17 protein-coding genes and 2 pseudogenes are annotated in these 14,667 nt (G+C 63.6%); 6 read left to right on the forward strand and 13 right to left on the reverse strand.

Translation table 11 applies throughout. The features are described 5' to 3' along the window. Positions 1-15 precede the first annotated feature (15 nt). From GDA49_12010 to GDA49_12030, 5 genes and pseudogenes are all read right to left on the reverse strand, one after another. The gene (locus GDA49_12010) at positions 16-1,182 is read right to left on the reverse strand and encodes a M48 family metalloprotease (protein ID MBC6441107.1); all 1,167 of its coding nucleotides are present in this window, start codon (positions 1,180-1,182) and stop codon (positions 16-18) included. Beyond that, complete coding sequence (locus GDA49_12015) at positions 1,179-1,892, reverse strand: hypothetical protein (GenBank protein MBC6441108.1); 714 nt, start codon at positions 1,890-1,892, stop codon at positions 1,179-1,181. Before GDA49_12015 ends, GDA49_12010 begins: the two co-directional genes overlap by 4 nt. 103 nt (positions 1,893-1,995) lie before the next feature. Continuing rightward, positions 1,996-2,159: pseudogene (locus GDA49_12020) on the reverse strand (hypothetical protein). 173 nt (positions 2,160-2,332) lie between these two features. Continuing rightward, positions 2,333-2,521: pseudogene (locus GDA49_12025) on the reverse strand (helix-turn-helix transcriptional regulator). 133 nt (positions 2,522-2,654) lie between these two features. After that, positions 2,655-3,128 carry a DUF1178 family protein gene (locus GDA49_12030; GenBank protein ID MBC6441109.1) on the reverse strand — a complete coding sequence of 158 codons (474 nt, stop codon included), beginning with the start codon at positions 3,126-3,128 and terminating at the stop codon, positions 2,655-2,657. A 92-nt stretch (positions 3,129-3,220) separates the two neighbouring features. Between GDA49_12030 and GDA49_12035 the strand changes: the two genes are divergently transcribed. Beyond that, positions 3,221-3,763: a methyltransferase domain-containing protein gene (locus GDA49_12035; GenBank protein ID MBC6441110.1), complete on the forward strand. Its 543-nt coding sequence runs from the start codon at positions 3,221-3,223 to the stop codon at positions 3,761-3,763. A gap of 3 nt (positions 3,764-3,766) precedes the next feature. On the opposite strand, the gene GDA49_12040 is transcribed toward GDA49_12035, so the two are convergent. The 3 genes from GDA49_12040 to GDA49_12050 all read right to left on the reverse strand — a co-directional run bounded on the left by GDA49_12040 (position 3,767) and on the right by GDA49_12050 (position 5,683). Continuing rightward, positions 3,767-4,615: a carbon-nitrogen hydrolase family protein gene (locus GDA49_12040; protein MBC6441111.1), complete on the reverse strand. Its 849-nt coding sequence runs from the start codon at positions 4,613-4,615 to the stop codon at positions 3,767-3,769. Beyond that, positions 4,612-4,875 carry a glutaredoxin 3 gene (gene grxC / locus GDA49_12045; GenBank protein ID MBC6441112.1) on the reverse strand — a complete coding sequence of 88 codons (264 nt, stop codon included), beginning with the start codon at positions 4,873-4,875 and terminating at the stop codon, positions 4,612-4,614. The genes GDA49_12040 and grxC overlap by 4 nt, the downstream gene beginning before the upstream one ends. A gap of 61 nt (positions 4,876-4,936) precedes the next feature. Then, positions 4,937-5,683, reverse strand: coding sequence for a ComF family protein (locus GDA49_12050; GenBank protein ID MBC6441113.1), 747 nt, complete (start codon positions 5,681-5,683; stop codon positions 4,937-4,939). Between the two features lie 76 nt (positions 5,684-5,759). Between GDA49_12050 and GDA49_12055 the strand changes: the two genes are divergently transcribed. The 3 genes from GDA49_12055 (at position 5,760) to GDA49_12065 (ending at position 7,251) form a co-directional block, all read left to right on the forward strand. Continuing rightward, the gene (locus GDA49_12055; protein ID MBC6441114.1) at positions 5,760-6,641 is read left to right on the forward strand and encodes a methyltransferase domain-containing protein; all 882 of its coding nucleotides are present in this window, start codon (positions 5,760-5,762) and stop codon (positions 6,639-6,641) included. 65 nt (positions 6,642-6,706) lie between these two features. Next, on the forward strand, positions 6,707-6,973 hold the full coding sequence (locus GDA49_12060) for a metal-sensing transcriptional repressor (GenBank protein MBC6441115.1): 267 nt from the start codon (positions 6,707-6,709) through the stop codon (positions 6,971-6,973). A gap of 113 nt (positions 6,974-7,086) precedes the next feature. Beyond that, a complete protein-coding gene (locus GDA49_12065; protein ID MBC6441116.1) occupies positions 7,087-7,251 on the forward strand; it encodes a hypothetical protein in 165 nt (54 codons plus the stop codon). 59 nt (positions 7,252-7,310) lie between these two features. On the opposite strand, the gene GDA49_12070 is transcribed toward GDA49_12065, so the two are convergent. Both GDA49_12070 and GDA49_12075 read right to left on the reverse strand, forming a co-directional pair. Further along, entirely contained in the window at positions 7,311-7,709 is a 399-nt protein-coding gene (locus GDA49_12070; protein ID MBC6441117.1) for a (deoxy)nucleoside triphosphate pyrophosphohydrolase, read from the reverse strand. Further along, positions 7,706-8,257 (reverse strand): GNAT family N-acetyltransferase, encoded by a 552-nt coding sequence (locus tag GDA49_12075; GenBank protein ID MBC6441118.1) that lies wholly within the window; start codon positions 8,255-8,257, stop codon positions 7,706-7,708. Before GDA49_12075 ends, GDA49_12070 begins: the two co-directional genes overlap by 4 nt. A 151-nt stretch (positions 8,258-8,408) precedes the next feature. Here GDA49_12075 and GDA49_12080 point away from each other — a divergent pair, with 151 nt between their 5' ends. Beyond that, positions 8,409-8,681, forward strand: a complete 273-nt coding sequence (locus GDA49_12080) for a hypothetical protein (protein MBC6441119.1) — start codon at positions 8,409-8,411, stop codon at positions 8,679-8,681. Here GDA49_12080 and argJ read toward each other — a convergent pair. Both argJ and GDA49_12090 read right to left on the reverse strand, forming a co-directional pair. Beyond that, positions 8,669-9,916 carry a bifunctional glutamate N-acetyltransferase/amino-acid acetyltransferase ArgJ gene (gene argJ, locus GDA49_12085; GenBank protein ID MBC6441120.1) on the reverse strand — a complete coding sequence of 416 codons (1,248 nt, stop codon included), beginning with the start codon at positions 9,914-9,916 and terminating at the stop codon, positions 8,669-8,671. The genes GDA49_12080 and argJ overlap by 13 nt on opposite strands. Positions 9,917-9,927: 11 nt before the next feature. Beyond that, positions 9,928-10,743, reverse strand: coding sequence for a peptidylprolyl isomerase (locus GDA49_12090; GenBank protein ID MBC6441121.1), 816 nt, complete (start codon positions 10,741-10,743; stop codon positions 9,928-9,930). 185 nt (positions 10,744-10,928) lie between these two features. Here GDA49_12090 and secA point away from each other — a divergent pair, with 185 nt between their 5' ends. Beyond that, complete coding sequence (gene secA / locus GDA49_12095) at positions 10,929-13,700, forward strand: preprotein translocase subunit SecA (GenBank protein MBC6441122.1); 2,772 nt, start codon at positions 10,929-10,931, stop codon at positions 13,698-13,700. On the opposite strand, the gene GDA49_12100 is transcribed toward secA, so the two are convergent. Continuing rightward, positions 13,697-14,653 (reverse strand): acetyl-CoA carboxylase carboxyltransferase subunit alpha, encoded by a 957-nt coding sequence (locus tag GDA49_12100; GenBank protein MBC6441123.1) that lies wholly within the window; start codon positions 14,651-14,653, stop codon positions 13,697-13,699. The genes secA and GDA49_12100 overlap by 4 nt on opposite strands. Positions 14,654-14,667: the final 14 nt, after the last annotated feature.

Below are 14,667 nucleotides of genomic sequence, written 5' to 3' on the forward strand. Positions count from 1 at the left end.
GGTCGAGGCTCCCGGTCAGGTTGACGGCAGGTAGGAACGGATGAGTTCGGCGTCGGGCGCATCCGGTGCGCGGCGCAGGTATTCGCTGAAGGCGTCTGCGGCGAGATCGTCGCGGCCCTGGCGCTGATGGATCAGCCCGATCGCACGCCATGTCTCCCCAGGCGAGCCTTCCATGCCGGCCGCGTCGTCGAAGAGGCCCAGGGCGCGGTCGAGATCGCCGCTCCGGCCGCGCAGGCGATAGACCTCGCCCAGATAGTAGGTCAGCTGGCCGTCGCCCGGCTCCTGCCGCTGCAGCCGCTCGATCACGACGATTGAACGTTCCGGCTGGCGCAGGCCGACCTCGTCTTCGAGCATCTGCCCGCGCAGGTAGCGAACCTCCTCCAGATAGGGCGTCTTGCCGATCTCGGCGACCGAGCTGTCGTAACGAGTCGCGGCTGCGCGCAGGGTGTCGCGGCGCTCTTCGGGCTGGGGGTGGGTGGCAAAGAAGATGTCGGTCTGCCTGGTGTGCGGATCGGCCGCCGACTCCTCGATCAGGTTCTGCCAGACCAGCGGGGCCTGATCGGCGGCGTACCCGGCGCCGGTCATGAGGTCGAGTCCGATCGCGTCGGCCTCGCGCTCCTGGTCACGGTTGTAGGCGTAGATTTCCGCAAGGGCGACGAGAGTGGGAAGATTCGCGAGCGTGCCGCCGCCGGCAACGGCGATCCCCATGCCGAAGAGCTGGGCGGTAGTCACCGACGCGCGAATCGTGCGCCAGCGCTCCAGGCTGTGGCGTTCGATGAAGTGGCCGATCTCATGGCCGATGATGGTGGCAAGCTGGGCCTCGTTTTCGACGCGTAGCAGCAGGCCGGACCAGACCTCCATCATGCCGTTGGGAGCCATCGACGCGTTGAAGTAGGGCGTGTTGACGAGATAGACTCGGAGGTTCGTGCAGTGCGATCCCGCCAGACGGCAGGCGACGTCGGTCAGATAAGCCTCGGCATTGCCTTCGTCGATGCGCGCCGGCGAACGTTCGAGCTGCGTCTCGAAGTCATCGAAGAGTTGCCAGAGCCCGGCCTCGTCGGTGTGGGCGGCAGGCTGATGATCACTCTGCAAACGTCCGGTGTCGAGCGTCTGACAGGACGTGATAAGCGGCATCGTGCAGGTGCACAGACCGCCCAGTAACGCACGCCGGTTCAGCATCATGTGCTCGGCAGACCGCTCATGAGATCGTCGACCGCCGCGCCGGCATCTTTGGGATTGCGCAGGTCGCCGCTTTCACGCACCAGCGATCCGAACCACGCCACCTCGCCGGTATCCAGGTCGACCAGCGTGGCGTATCCCATCTGGGTGCCGCCTTGGGCGTAGCCGAAGAGAACGGCCGTTGCGATGTTCATCAGGACCCGTCCGTCCGACGAGTGGCTGTCCTTCATGAAGACGAAGAGCGCGTAGTCGGCCCGGCTGTGCTGGCGCAGAAGCGCAACCGCCTTGCCCATGGTCCAGTCGAACTCAGACGATTTGTTCGGCAGCCGCAGTCCGGGGACATAGCGATATTGCAGCATGGCACGGCCGACGACCTCGTGCAGCTTCATGATCTGGTGCATCTCGTCCTGCTTGTCGGCCGGAACGTCCTCAAAGGCGAAGGGAATGGGCTCGACACCGCGCTCGGCGCTCTCGGCATTGATTGCGGCGGCAACATTTTCGCGAGCCGCAGCGGTCCAGTCGGCACGCGGCTCTTCTAGGCCGCCGGCGGTCAGTTCGTAGATCTGGATGTCGAGCGGCATCAGCAGGATCGCCTGATCGGTCGGCGAGAACTCGGGAGGCGCGGTGGGATGAGATGCCTGCTGGGCCGCACAGGCCGAAAGCATGACGCCCAAGGCCGCGACAAGGCCGCAGCGCAGCAACGGTCGAGACATGGTGACATCCCCCATCCAACGAGAACCGCAGCTGAGGGTAACAACACTCGATGGCGGATTTGAAGCGTTTTCCGACAAACAGACGACTGAAGCCCTGTCTGCATCAGGCGCGGGCGTCCTCGGCGACCATCGCGGCATACTTCTCACCGATCATGATGGCAGGAGCATTGGTGTTGCCCGACACGACAGTCGGCATGAGGTCGAGCAATCGGCGACGCGCAGATTGTCGATGCCCTGCATGCGCAGCCGCTCGTCGACAACGGTCATGGGGGTCAGGCCCCATCTTGCAGGTCGTCGGCGCCTCGCGGATCGCGGCGGTCCCGGCGAGGGTACCGCTGGTCGAGTCTTCGGACACTGTCCGGGCCTATCAACGAAACGTGGTCCGTAACGCCTGCGGCTTCCGCGCTGTCAGGCAACGCCCCTGCCTAGCAGGCGTTCTGCAGGAACTGCTCAAAACATTCGAACCCCTGCTGCGCAACGCCGGCTAAGAGGTCGTCGCGATCCCGAAAGTGGCGATAGGGTGCGGCGGCGCTGACACCGGCCGAGCGCGCCGCCTCGGCGAAGGTGAAGCCACCCGTACCCTTCGCACCGATCAGGTTCAGTGCGGCCTCGATCAGCGCCTCGCGCAGGTTGCCGTGATGGTACTTGCGTCGCTACCCGGAGCGATCATCGTCGTGTTTGTCGTTGGACCAAGCCATGTGAAGGGTCTTTGACATCAATTTCCAACGCGACGCAGCAAACGCCTGAAACGGCAGGCGCATTCTAACCGTTCAGCTTGGGAAGATGCGGCAGCTCGCCGAACTCAATGCCCTCGTCGCGCAACTCTTCGGCCTGCTCCTTGGTCGCCTGGCCGTAGATGTTCCGCTTGTCGGCCTCGCCGTAATGAATCTTCTTGGCTTCCTCGGCGAACTTTGCGCCGACATTGTCGAAGTTCTGCTCCACGTGCTCCTTTACCGCCCGCACCATGGCCATCATCTGACCCGCCTTCTCCTTCTGCTGGGCAAGCGTGACCTGATCGGATGTCGGCGTCGAAGCCTCAGATGGCGGATTCATGCCCTTGGCCGAGGCCTTGGTCGTCGCCACATTCGGTGCCATCAGGGCTTTCTCGATGTGCGTGTCACTGCAGATCGGGCACGCGATCTCGCCCGCCTTGGCCTGAGCCTCAAAGGTTGCCGTACCGGCAAACCAGCCTTCGAAGACGTGGCCGTTGCCGCATTTCACGTCAAACACGATCATGACGTGGAAGACTCCTGCAAAATCAAATCGTTAGGTCTGGCTCAACGGAAACTATATAGGGCCTTGACCCCACTGAACAAGGTGACAACACGATGACAGAACCGTCGCATCACCATGATGCTTCGCAGGCTCCTAGCGACTGGATCACCCGGTTTGCACCGCTGGTGCCGCCGGACGGGGCGGTGCTTGACCTTGCCGCGGGTGGCGGACGACACAGCCGCCACTTCCTGGAACGCGGCCATAGCCTTACCGCTGTCGACCGCACCATTGAGGGGCTTCACGACCTTCTGAACGCGGATCGGGCCGAGGTCCTGGAGCATGATCTGGAGGATGGCAGCCCCTTGCCTCTGCCGGAGCGTATCTTCGACGGTGTGGTGGTCACCAACTACCTCTATCGTCCCATTCTCCCGGACATCGTTGCTGCCGTCGCATCAGGCGGCATCCTGCTCTACGAGACCTTCGCGCTCGGCAACGAACGTTTCGGCCGCCCGCGCAATCCGGACTTCCTGCTCAAGCCCGGCGAGTTGCTCGACGCTGTCGCCGGTCACCTGCGCGTTCTGGCTTACGAAGATCTGATCGTCGACACGCCGGCTCCGGCCGCTGTGCAGCGCATCTGCGCGCAGCGCGAGGCCTGAGGCCTACTCCGCCGCCTGGCGTTCTGCCGTGTGCGGTCCGGTGTAGGGACGGTCGTGATCGAGCGCCGGGATCGTGGCGCGTACCTTGGCAACCTCGGCAAGGTCGGCCTCGGCGATGCAATAGCCGACATCGGTGCCGGCATCGGCCAGCACATTACCCCAAGGCCCGATGATCAGTGAATGGCCGCAGGTGCGGCGAGCGCCGGGGTGATTGCCGGTCTGGCACGGGGCGAAGACGAAGGCACCGCACTCGATGGCGCGCGCCCGCAGAAGAACCTCCCAGTGGGCATCGCCCGTAACCTTGGTGAAGGCCGCTGGCACGGTGAGCATCACGGCACCGGCCCGCGAGAGATTGCGATAGAGTTCCGGGAAGCGCAGGTCATAGCAGATCGTCATGCCCAGCCCGCCCCAAGGCGTCTCGGCCAGCACAGCCTTGTCACCGGGGTTGAACATCACGGACTCGCGGTAGCGGGAGCCATCGGGAAGATCGACGTCGAACATGTGGATCTTCTCGTAGTCGGCCACGGTGCAGCCCTCGGAATCAAACAGGAATCCGTGATTCGCGAGCGAGCCGTCCGCCCGCAGCGCGGCCACGGAACCTGCCTGCAGCCAGACACCGGTCTCCTTCGCAACCGCTGCAAAGGCCTTCAGTGCCGGATGATCGGCTGGCCGGTAGGCGTTCTCGAGCCGGTCCTCCTCGCTCGCCGCCATCAGCGCCACGTTCTCGGGAAGGCCGACCAGATCGGCACCGGCGGCCGCCACCTTACGCACGAGGTCGCACGCGGCAGCGACATTCTCGGTCATGTCGAGCTGCGCATTCACCTGAACGCAGGCGATCTTGAGTTTGGTCATGCGGCCAGTCCCAGTTTCCCGTCGAGCTCCCCGGCGTGTTCGAGAGCGTAGAGCTCGTCGCAGCCGCCGATCAGCTCGTCGCCGATAAAGATCTGCGGCACAGTGCGGCCGCCCCCGGAACGCTCGGTCATCTCGGCGCGCTTGACCTGGCTCATCGTCACGTCGATCTCGTCGAACGCAACGCCCTTGGCCTTCAGCATTTGCTTGGCGCGCACGCAGAAGGGGCAGAACATGGTGGTGTACATAACGACATCGACCATGACGGGCTCCTCCGGGAGGCTGGACCTTATAATGCTTTCCGCAGGCGCGAAACGATCAGGCTCAAGTGGTTTCGCGCACCACGCGTGCAAGGGTGATGACACCCACGTGACCGGCACCCGCACGCTTCAACGCCTTGGCGCAGGCGTCGACCGTCGCGCCCGTGGTCATAACGTCGTCGACAACGACGACGCTGGCACTCACGATGATTCCCTTGTACCGCGTCCGTATGGCAATCGCACCGCGCAGGTTCTCTATCCGCTGGCGACGATTGAGACCGCCCTGTGACGGCGTCGCGCGTCGCCTGACCAGGAGATCCGGTGTCGGGCGCAGGCCTCGCTTCTTCGCCAGCGCGTTTGCGAGCAGTGCCGACTGGTTGTAGCGCCGCCGCCAAAGACGTGTGCGATGAAGCGGAACAGGACAGATCAGGTCGGCTTCGCTGAGCAACGCGCTTCCCGCGCCGTCGAGCCATGCCGTGAAGGCTTTCAGGTGGTGAAGCTTGTCGCTGCGCTTGAACCCGACGATCAGGCGCGCCGCGAGATCGTTGTAGCGCAAGGCCGAACGCGCCTCGTCGAAGGCCGGGGGATGCGCTAGGCACCCACCGCAGATTGCATCCGGCCCTTCGTCGTGACCGAACGGCAGACCACAGCTCGCGCAATAGGGCGATGCGATCATGTCAAGCTCAAGCCAGCAGGACGGGCATAACGCACTGACTCCATCGACGATGATGCCACAGGCCAAGCATCGTTGCGGCAGGACGGTATCGAGGGCCCGTCGTGCGGCACGGCCCAAGGCAGTGGTCTGCGACATGGTGTGATTCCACGCCGGCGCACACACGCCGTCAACCACCGATTGCCCCGCGCTCCGTGAGCGTGCACAAGACTGCATGAACGACGCCCAGGCCCCGTTCGACACACGTGCTCTCCGGCTCCATCGCGACCGGGCTGCCGGCAACGCGACCGACAGCACGGAGTTCCTGTTCCACCAAGTCGGGCTGCGCTTGCTCGACCGGCTCGATGACGTCAAGCGGATGTTCCCCGTTGCCGTCGAGCTCGGTGCGCGCGACGGCACCCTGCGATCCGGTCTCGAACAGCGCAACGGCATCACCTGGCTTCTTCAGACCGACCGGTCATCCGGCTTCGGCCGCATGGGTCGCGGGCCCCGTCTCGTCTGCGATGATGACCTGCCGCCCTTGGCGGAGTCTTCGGCCGATCTCGTGGTCAGCAACCTCTCGCTCCACTGGGTCAACGACCTGCCCGGCTGCCTCTCGCAGATCCGCTGCGCGCTGAAACCTGACGGCCTCTTGCTGGCTGCCATTCTCGGCGGCGAAACGCTCCATGAGTTGCGGACCGTCTTGGCGGAGGCCGAAATCGCCATCACTGGCGGTCTCTCGCCGCGTCTCTCGCCGATGGTCGATGTACGGGATGCCGGCGCCCTCCTTCAGCGTGCGGGGTTCGCGCTGCCGGTCGTCGACATCGACCGGCTCGACGTCGACTATCCCGATGCACTCGCCCTGATGCGCGACCTGCGTGCCATGGGCGAGACCAACGTCGTGAGTGAACGCCCTCGTGGTCTCGCGAGGCGCGATGTCCTGCTGCCGGCCATAACGCTCTACGCCGAGAGGTTCGGCAACGCGAGCGGACGCGTCCCGGCGACCTTCGACGTCATCTACCTGACGGGCTGGTCGCCGCACGAATCGCAACAGCAGCCTCTGCGTACCGGCAGCGGCCAGACCCGCCTCACCAATATCCTTGGCGATGAGGACTGAAACGAGTTGCACTGAAGAACATCGCTTGTTTGACTTTATCCCTTCCTGGGGGATAGGATAATCATATGAAACACGTGACGCATGACGACGTGATCAAGCGACTGAAGCGCGCCGACGGGCACCTCCGCAAGGTCATCCAGATGATCGGAGACGAACGCGCCTGCATCGATGTGGCGCCGCAGCTTCACGCCGTCTGCAAGGCGGTCGAGCAAGCCAAGCGAATCTACGTGCACGATCACGTCGACCACTGCCTCGACGCCGGTGTCTCGCGATCGGGCAAGACTGCCCGTTCCTTGGTCGCCGAGTTGAAGGAGATCACTCGCTACCTCTAGGTCATGGATATCACCGCGCTCATTGCCCAAGGGACACTGGAACCGTCACACTCTTCGCCATGGCGTTGCTGCTCGGCGCTCTCCACGGTCTAGAGCCCGGCCACAGCAAAACCATGATGGCAGCGTACATTATTGCCGTTTGCGGCCGGGCCCTTCAGGCAGTGCTTCTCGGCATATCAAAGGAAATCTCCCACAGTGTCATCGTCTGGGTCCTGGCGATTCTCGGCCTGCTGATGATCTACTCAGGCTGGAGCCACAGCGCCTCGATCGGATTGTGACGAAGCGGAACCGGGGACGGTTCCCCACTCTTCGCATGAATTCGATCGAGATCGAAAAGCTAGAGCAGGTCCCGCAACATGGCGACCAGGGGCTCGTCGGCCGGGGGCATGGGATAGGTACGCATGCGAACCGGACATACCCACTTCAGCTCCGTGTGTTCCAGGGCCTGCACCTGTCCGTCCCATTTCCGGCAGACGTAGAGCGGCATCAGCAGATGGAAGTCGTCGTAGGCGTGGCTCGCGAAGGTGAAGGGTGCGAGGCACGACTCGGTGACGTCGATCGCGAGCTCTTCCCTGAGTTCGCGGATAAGGGCCGCTTCCGGCGTCTCGCCGTCACCGACCTTGCCGCCAGGGAACTCCCACAAACCCGCCATGGCCTTGCCTTCGGGTCGCTTCGCGATCAGAACCCGGTCATCGGCGTCGACCAAGGCGCAGGCCACAACCAGAACGCTCTTCATTGCAGTTCCTCGGACCAGAACAACCGGTAGGCTTCGCACAGAATGCCGCGTCCGCGGGCCGGAGCAGGCAGGACGTGCTCGCCAAACCGCCGGAGGCCGGCCTTGGCCAAGACCCGGCACGAGGCGGTATTCTCGATCATGGCATAGGCTTCGATCAGATCGAGCCGGAGATAGCCGAAGCCAAAGCGGATCAGCGACCGTGCTGCTTCTGTCGCATAGCCGTTGCCCCAGGCCCAGGGGGCGTAGGCATAACCGAGCTCGCCCGTCATGCGGTCGTCCGACAGCGTGATGTCGGCCACGCCGATCATATCCTCGCTTTCATGGGGGATCACGGCAAAGACCCAGCCGCCACCCTCGCGCCGTTGCGCGACAGCCTGCTTGGTAAAGGCCTCGGCACAGCCCGGCGGATAGGGATGCGGGATGTTCGCCGTGTAGCGCGCGACCTCCCAGAGCCGTGCAAAACGGTTGAGCGCAAGCGCATGCGCCGGAACCAGCGGCTCCAGCACTAGACGTTCTGTCGTGATGGTCTGCGGTGCGTTGACTGGCACGCGCGTCCCCTGAATCTGCAGATCGCCCCTACCCCATTCTTCCCGCGTGCGCCACGTCTGGCGGCCGTGTTAGGCGGCCCGGTCCACAACGGTTTTTGCACCCTATGCCCTCGTCCGAGCCGGCTATGCCGAGGCCTACCACTAGACCTAAATGCTGTCGTGGATCAGGGCGGCCTATCTCTTCCTGTCGAGCCTGCAGGTTGTCGCCAAACACGCACTCCGCGGCCTGAAGGACTCGCTGGTGCCGATGTGGCTCATGGCCGCCAGCCTGTGGGGCGGCGGTCTCGCGGGCGGTCCACTGCTGGCTTGCAGCCTGGAACTTGGTGCAGCCGGTCTTTGGTATGCACTAGCCGGCGGAACCTTCTTGGCCAGCGTGCTGATGGCACTGCGCTTCGAACGTTTGACCCGCACTCAGGTGCGGTAGTCGGCGTTGATCTCAATGTAGCCGTGGGTCAGATCGCAGGTCCAGACGGTGGCTTTGCCGCGCCCGACCCCGACGTCGATATGGATCACGATGTCCTGGCCGGCCATGTGCGCCGCGATCAGCGCCTCATCGTAGTCGAACGGCGGCGCGCCTTTGATCGCGACGGCATGGCCACCGACGTGAATATCCAGGCTGGTCTCGGCGATATCCTCGCCCGACTTGCCGACCGCCATCACGATGCGACCCCAGTTCGCATCGCCGCCCGCGATCGCCGTCTTGACAAGCGGCGAGTTGGCGATGGCAAGCCCGATCCGGCGGGCCGCGCGGGCTGATTTCGCTCCGGATACAGCGACTTCAATGAACTTCTGAGCGCCCTCGCCATCCCGAACGACCTGGTGTGCAAGATCAAGGCAGACCGCATCCATGGCCTTGCGGAAGGCGCGCAGGGCAGGATCGCAGACCTTGGTCACGGACGGATGTTTGGCGTGGCCGGTGGCAAAGAGCTGCAGCGTGTCGCTGGTTGAGGTATCGCTGTCGACGGTAATGCTGTTGAAGGACTGGTCGGCCGCCGTCTGCAGCAGCGCCTGGAGCACAGCAGCGGGAAGCTTCGCATCGGTGAAGACATAGGCCAGCATGGTCGCCATGTCGGGGGCGATCATACCCGAGCCTTTGGCGATGCCGGTGATCGTCACCGGCCTGCCACCGATCTCTGTCACAACCGACGCCCCCTTGGGGAAGGTGTCGGTGGTCATGATGGCCACGGCGGCATCGTGCCAGGCACCCGGCTTCAGACGTTTATGAAGCTCCGGCAGTTCCTTGACGATCTTGGCGATCGGCAGGGTTTCGCCGATCACGCCGGTCGAAGCGACATAAACATCACCGGCACGCGCACCGATGAGATCGGCAACCCCCTGGGCAGCAGCTTTGACCGCGTCATCGCCCGCCTTGCCCGTGTAGACGTTGGCGTTGCCCGAGTTGACCACCAGCCCCCTTGCACGGCCCTTCGGCAGGTTCTTACGGCACCAGCGTACCGGCGCACCGGCCGTCCTCGACTTGGTGAACACGCCCGCCACCGTCGCCGGCTTCTCGAACGTTGCCAACATCAGGTCGAGCTTGGTGCTTGATGCCTTGATACCGCAACGACCGGTCCCCAAGCTGACGCCCGCGACCGGATGCATCACCGGGAAACGTTCCGGCGCCAGCGGCGAGACCGCGGTAGCGGGGGCCTTGGCCATGGCGTTAGGCCCTATTCGGTCAAGAGGTCCGGGATCACAATCTCCACATCGGCGTCGGCATTCAAGCGCTCCAACTCGTCGATCACCGCATCGCGCGCCAGCATCTCAGTTATTTCCTCGCGGGTCGGCATCGGCAGAACGCGGCGCTCCTCCATCTTGATGACATGCCAGCCAAACGGCGACTGCACGGGCCCGGAAACCTCACCGGCCTGAAGAGCATACGCGGCGGCCTCGAACTCAGGCACCATGTCGCCCTGACGGAACCAACCAAGATCGCCGCCCTCGGCGCCCGACGGTCCGATCGAAAGCTCCTTGGCCAGCTCGGCGAATTCCTCGCCCGCCTTGGCGCGGTCGGAGATCTCCTGTGCTTCGGCTTCGGTACCAACGAGAATGTGACGGGCACGGACCTCATCGGACATGCCACTGGACCCCCACTCGGCGATCATCTGGTCGTAAGCCGCCTGAATGGCCTCATCTGTAAGCGCCGCCTCGACCTTCTGCTGCATGTAGTACTCGCTAAGCAGGTCACCCTCGAGCACCGCAAGCTCGGTCTGATAGAACTCGTCCCGGTCGACACCGTCGGCCCTGGCGGCCGACACGATCAGCTCCTGGTTGATCAGCCGCTCCAGCACGGGTCCGAAGAGCTCCTCGATCGGCCCCTGCTGGTACTCGGCGGGTAGCTGGATGATGTAGGCGGCAACATCGTCACGCGTTATTTCGATGCCGTTGACGCGGGCGACCACATAGTTGTTGTCGAGGCTCTCGTCCTCCTGGGCATGAACGATCGGCGCACAGGCGATCGTTGCGGTCGCCAAAAGGGCGGTCATGGCTCGTTTCATCAAGGTTACTCCAGGGGCTTCAGCGGCGCTAGAGACCATATCGTGCGCTCGTGCACAAGCCGGTGACGATCACGATCCGGCGATTGTCCAATCGTTGACAGTCAAACGGCTGGCCCCTATCTGTCCGGGGACAGCGGCGCCCGGAATCCGGGCGAAACACGGATGATCATCTGATGCTCGGCGCTTTCGCGAGCCGTATCTTAGGATCGGCAAACCAACGGCATGTTAAGAAACTGGGCAAGACGGTCGACCGGATCAACAGCTTGGAGCCTTCGCTCGAGAATCTGAGCGATTCCGAGCTGACCGCGAAGACCGACGAGTTTCGCCGGCGTCTTGCGGACGGCGCGGAACTCGACGATCTCCTGATCGAGGCCTTCGCCGTGGTGCGCGAGGCAGCCAAGCGCACTCTCGGCCAGCGCCATTTCGATGTTCAGTTGCTGGGCGGCATGGTGCTGCACGGCGGCAACATCGCCGAGATGAAGACCGGTGAAGGCAAGACGCTCGTCGCCACGCTGCCGGTCTACCTGAATGCGCTGACAGGCAACGGTGTGCATGTTATCACGGTTAACGACTACCTAGCCCACCGCGACGCCGAGTGGATGGGCCAGATCTACCGTTTTCTCGACATGACCGTGGGCGTGATCGTTCCGGGCCTTGATGATTCGGAACGCAAGGCAGCCTACGCTTGCGACGTAACCTACGGCACCAACAACGAGTTCGGCTTCGACTATCTGCGCGACAATATGAAGTTCTCGCTCGAGACCATGGTGCAGCGCGGCCAGAATTTCGCCATCGTCGACGAGGTCGACAGCATCCTGGTCGACGAGGCGCGGACTCCGCTCGTGATCTCGGGACCGACCGAGGACTCCTCGGAGATGTACCGCAAGGTCGATGCGCTCATCCCGAAGCTTGATGACGAAGACTACGAGAAGGACGAGAAGCAGCGGGCGGTTTCGCTGACCGACGACGGCAGCGAGAAGATGGAGCAGATCCTCATCGAAGCCGGGATGATGGAGGACGGCAAGCTCTACGACATTCAGAACGTCAGTCTGGTCCACCACGTCAACCAGGGTCTCCGCGCCCACAAGCTCTTCACGCGCGATGTCGACTACATCGTCAAGGGCGGCAAGGTCGTCATCATCGACGAGTTCACCGGCCGCATGATGGAGGGCCGACGCTATTCCGAGGGTCTGCATCAGGCGCTGGAAGCCAAGGAAAAGGTCGAAATTCAGACCGAGAACCAGACACTTGCCTCGATCACCTTTCAGAACTACTTCCGACTCTATGGCAAACTCGCTGGCATGACCGGCACGGCTATGACCGAGGCCGGTGAGTTCGCCGAAATCTACAACCTCGACGTTGTCGAAATCCCGACCCACCGCGCGATGATCCGCAAGGACCGGGACGACGAGGTCTACCGCACGGCCAAGGAGAAGTACGAGGCGATTGTCGAGTTGATCGTCAACTGCCACGAACGGGGCCAGCCCGTGCTCGTCGGCACGGTCTCGATCGAAAAGTCCGAGCTGATCGCTGCACTCCTGAAGAAACGCGAGATTAAGCACAGCGTTCTCAACGCGCGTTACCACGAACAGGAGGCGACCATCGTCGCCCAGGCGGGCCGTCTCGGCGCGGTCACCATCGCGACTAACATGGCGGGCCGCGGCACCGACATTCAGCTCGGCGGCAACGCCGACATGCGCATTGAGCAGGAGCTCGCCAAGGTCACAGACGATGGCAAACGCGCACGCGAGATCGAACGCATCCAGAGCGAGGTCACGGCTGAGCGGGAAAAGGTCCTTGAGGCCGGCGGTCTCTACATTCTCGGCACAGAGCGCCACGAAAGTCGGCGTATCGACAATCAGCTGCGCGGCCGCTCAGGCCGCCAGGGCGATCCCGGTGCGTCAACCTTCCTTCTGTCGCTCGAAGACGATCTGATGCGCATCTTCGGCTCAGAGCGCCTCGACAGCATGCTGCAGAAACTCGGCCTAGAGGAAGGCGAGGCGATCGTCCATTCCTGGGTCAACAAGGCCATCGAACGCGCCCAAGGCAAGGTCGAGGCGCGCAATTTCGACATCCGCAAGACGCTGCTCCGCTTCGACAACGTCATGAACGATCAGCGAAAGGTTATCTACGAGCAGCGCCGCGACCTGATGTCGGCCGAGGACGTCTCCGACACGATTGCCGAAATGCGCCAGGAAGTCGTTGAGGACATGGTGGTCCGCTGCATACCGGCGGACGCTTACCCCGAACAGTGGGAGGTCGACTCACTGGCCGAGGAGGTCCATCGCGTGCTCGGTCTCAACCTGCCCGTTGCCGACTGGGCCGCCGAGGAAGGCATCGCAGACGAGGAGGTGCTGGAGCGCATTCTGCAGGAGGCCGACGACAAGTTCGCCCGGAAGAAAGAGAGCTACACCCCGCCCGTTATGCGCGTCGCGGAGAAGAGCCTGCTGCTGCAGATTCTCGACCAGAAGTGGCGCGATCACCTGCTCTCGCTCGATCACTTGCGTCAGGCCGTGGGCTTGCGCGCCTACGCCCAGAAGGATCCGCTGCGCGAGTATCAGCGCGAGGCCTTCGACCTCTTCGACGGTCTGCTGGGCGGGGTACGCGAGTCGGTGACCCAGATTCTCATGCATGTCGAGATTCGAGTCGATGCCGCAGACCTGCTCACGCGGCGCCAGCAGGAGACAGAACGGCGCATGCAGGCGACCCGAACGGACCCCGCACCTGCCGCTGCTCCGCAGCAGCAGCAACAGCAGGTCGGCAACTGGGAGCAGTCGGCGACGATCATGCGTAAGGCCGACCCCAGCGAGCGCGATCCCAAGGATCCTTCGACTTGGGGGAAGGTGGGCCGCAACGAACCCTGCCCGTGCGGTTCCGGCAAGAAGTACAAGCAGTGCCACGGCCGGCTGAATCAGGTCGGTATGGCTGTGGAACGGGTCGACTAGCTGACGCCCTGGCGTCCCATGTCCATGAACTTTTCGCGGCGAGCCTGGAGCAGCGTTCCGGGCTCGGCGTTTTCAAGCTCCGACAGAGCGCGCCCGATGGCGCGGCCGACGTCGGCCACGGTTGCCGCCGGATCCCGGTGGGCGCCGCCCAGCGGCTCCTTGATGACCTCGTCGATGACCTTGAGATGAATGAGATCGTTGGCGGTGAGTTTCATCGCCTCGGCGGCGGTTTCGGCCTGATCGCCGCTGCGCCACAGGATCGAGGCGCAGCCCTCCGGTGAGATCACCGAATAGACGGCGTGTTCCAGCATCAGAACGCGGTCTGCCACGGCAATCGCAATCGCGCCTCCAGACCCGCCCTCGCCGATCACGACCGAGACGAACGGGACCTTGATCTCGAGGCAGGTTTCGATCGAGCGCGCGATCGCTTCAGCCTGGCCGCGCTCCTCGGCGCCGATTCCAGGGTAAGCGCCTGAGGTATCGACCAGTGAAATCACCGGCAGGCTGAAGCGGTTGGCCAGATTCATCAGGCGTACCGCCTTGCGGTACCCTTCGGGCCGGGCCATGCCGAAGTTGTGCCTAACGCGGCTTTCGGTGTCGCTGCCCTTCTCGTGGCCCATCAGCAGCAACGAGCGACCGTGGAGCGTGCCCAGCCCTGCGACCAGCGCGTGGTCCTCGCCATAGAGACGATCGCCCGCGAGCGGGACAAAGTTCTCCAACAGCTGCTCGATGTAGTGGCTGGTATGCGGCCGCTCCGGATGGCGCGCCACCTGGGTCTTCTGCCACGGCGTCAGCTTGGTGTAGGTCTGAACGAGCAGCCGGTCGAGCTTGCTCTCAAGCCGTGACACCTCTTCAACGATGTTGACAGTATCGTTGTCGGACAGCCGGCGAAGCTCCTTGATCTTGCTCTCAAGCTCCGCAAGAGGCCGTTCGAAATCGAGGTAATGCTGCATCGGCCTGCACTGCT

This window comes from Rhodospirillales bacterium (genome assembly GCA_014323865.1).
Classification (GTDB): domain Bacteria; phylum Pseudomonadota; class Alphaproteobacteria; order SP197; family SP197; genus SP197.

What these genes read in the sequence shown, in the direction of transcription:
- GDA49_12010 (MBC6441107.1), bottom strand. Translation starts at nt 1,182, where the DNA reads ATGATGCTGAACCGGCGTGCGTTACTGGGCGGTCTGTGCACCTGCACG.
- GDA49_12015 (MBC6441108.1), bottom strand. Translation starts at nt 1,892, where the DNA reads ATGTCTCGACCGTTGCTGCGCTGCGGCCTTGTCGCGGCCTTGGGCGTC.
- GDA49_12030 (MBC6441109.1), bottom strand. Translation starts at nt 3,128, where the DNA reads ATGATCGTGTTTGACGTGAAATGCGGCAACGGCCACGTCTTCGAAGGC.
- GDA49_12035 (MBC6441110.1), top strand. Translation starts at nt 3,221, where the DNA reads ATGACAGAACCGTCGCATCACCATGATGCTTCGCAGGCTCCTAGCGAC.
- GDA49_12040 (MBC6441111.1), bottom strand. Translation starts at nt 4,615, where the DNA reads ATGACCAAACTCAAGATCGCCTGCGTTCAGGTGAATGCGCAGCTCGAC.
- grxC (MBC6441112.1), bottom strand. Translation starts at nt 4,875, where the DNA reads ATGGTCGATGTCGTTATGTACACCACCATGTTCTGCCCCTTCTGCGTG.
- GDA49_12050 (MBC6441113.1), bottom strand. Translation starts at nt 5,683, where the DNA reads ATGTCGCAGACCACTGCCTTGGGCCGTGCCGCACGACGGGCCCTCGAT.
- GDA49_12055 (MBC6441114.1), top strand. Translation starts at nt 5,760, where the DNA reads ATGAACGACGCCCAGGCCCCGTTCGACACACGTGCTCTCCGGCTCCAT.
- GDA49_12060 (MBC6441115.1), top strand. Translation starts at nt 6,707, where the DNA reads ATGAAACACGTGACGCATGACGACGTGATCAAGCGACTGAAGCGCGCC.
- GDA49_12065 (MBC6441116.1), top strand. Translation starts at nt 7,087, where the DNA reads ATGATGGCAGCGTACATTATTGCCGTTTGCGGCCGGGCCCTTCAGGCA.
- GDA49_12070 (MBC6441117.1), bottom strand. Translation starts at nt 7,709, where the DNA reads ATGAAGAGCGTTCTGGTTGTGGCCTGCGCCTTGGTCGACGCCGATGAC.
- GDA49_12080 (MBC6441119.1), top strand. Translation starts at nt 8,409, where the DNA reads ATGCTGTCGTGGATCAGGGCGGCCTATCTCTTCCTGTCGAGCCTGCAG.
- argJ (MBC6441120.1), bottom strand. Translation starts at nt 9,916, where the DNA reads ATGGCCAAGGCCCCCGCTACCGCGGTCTCGCCGCTGGCGCCGGAACGT.
- GDA49_12090 (MBC6441121.1), bottom strand. Translation starts at nt 10,743, where the DNA reads ATGACCGCCCTTTTGGCGACCGCAACGATCGCCTGTGCGCCGATCGTT.
- secA (MBC6441122.1), top strand. Translation starts at nt 10,929, where the DNA reads ATGCTCGGCGCTTTCGCGAGCCGTATCTTAGGATCGGCAAACCAACGG.
- GDA49_12100 (MBC6441123.1), bottom strand. Translation starts at nt 14,653, where the DNA reads ATGCAGCATTACCTCGATTTCGAACGGCCTCTTGCGGAGCTTGAGAGC.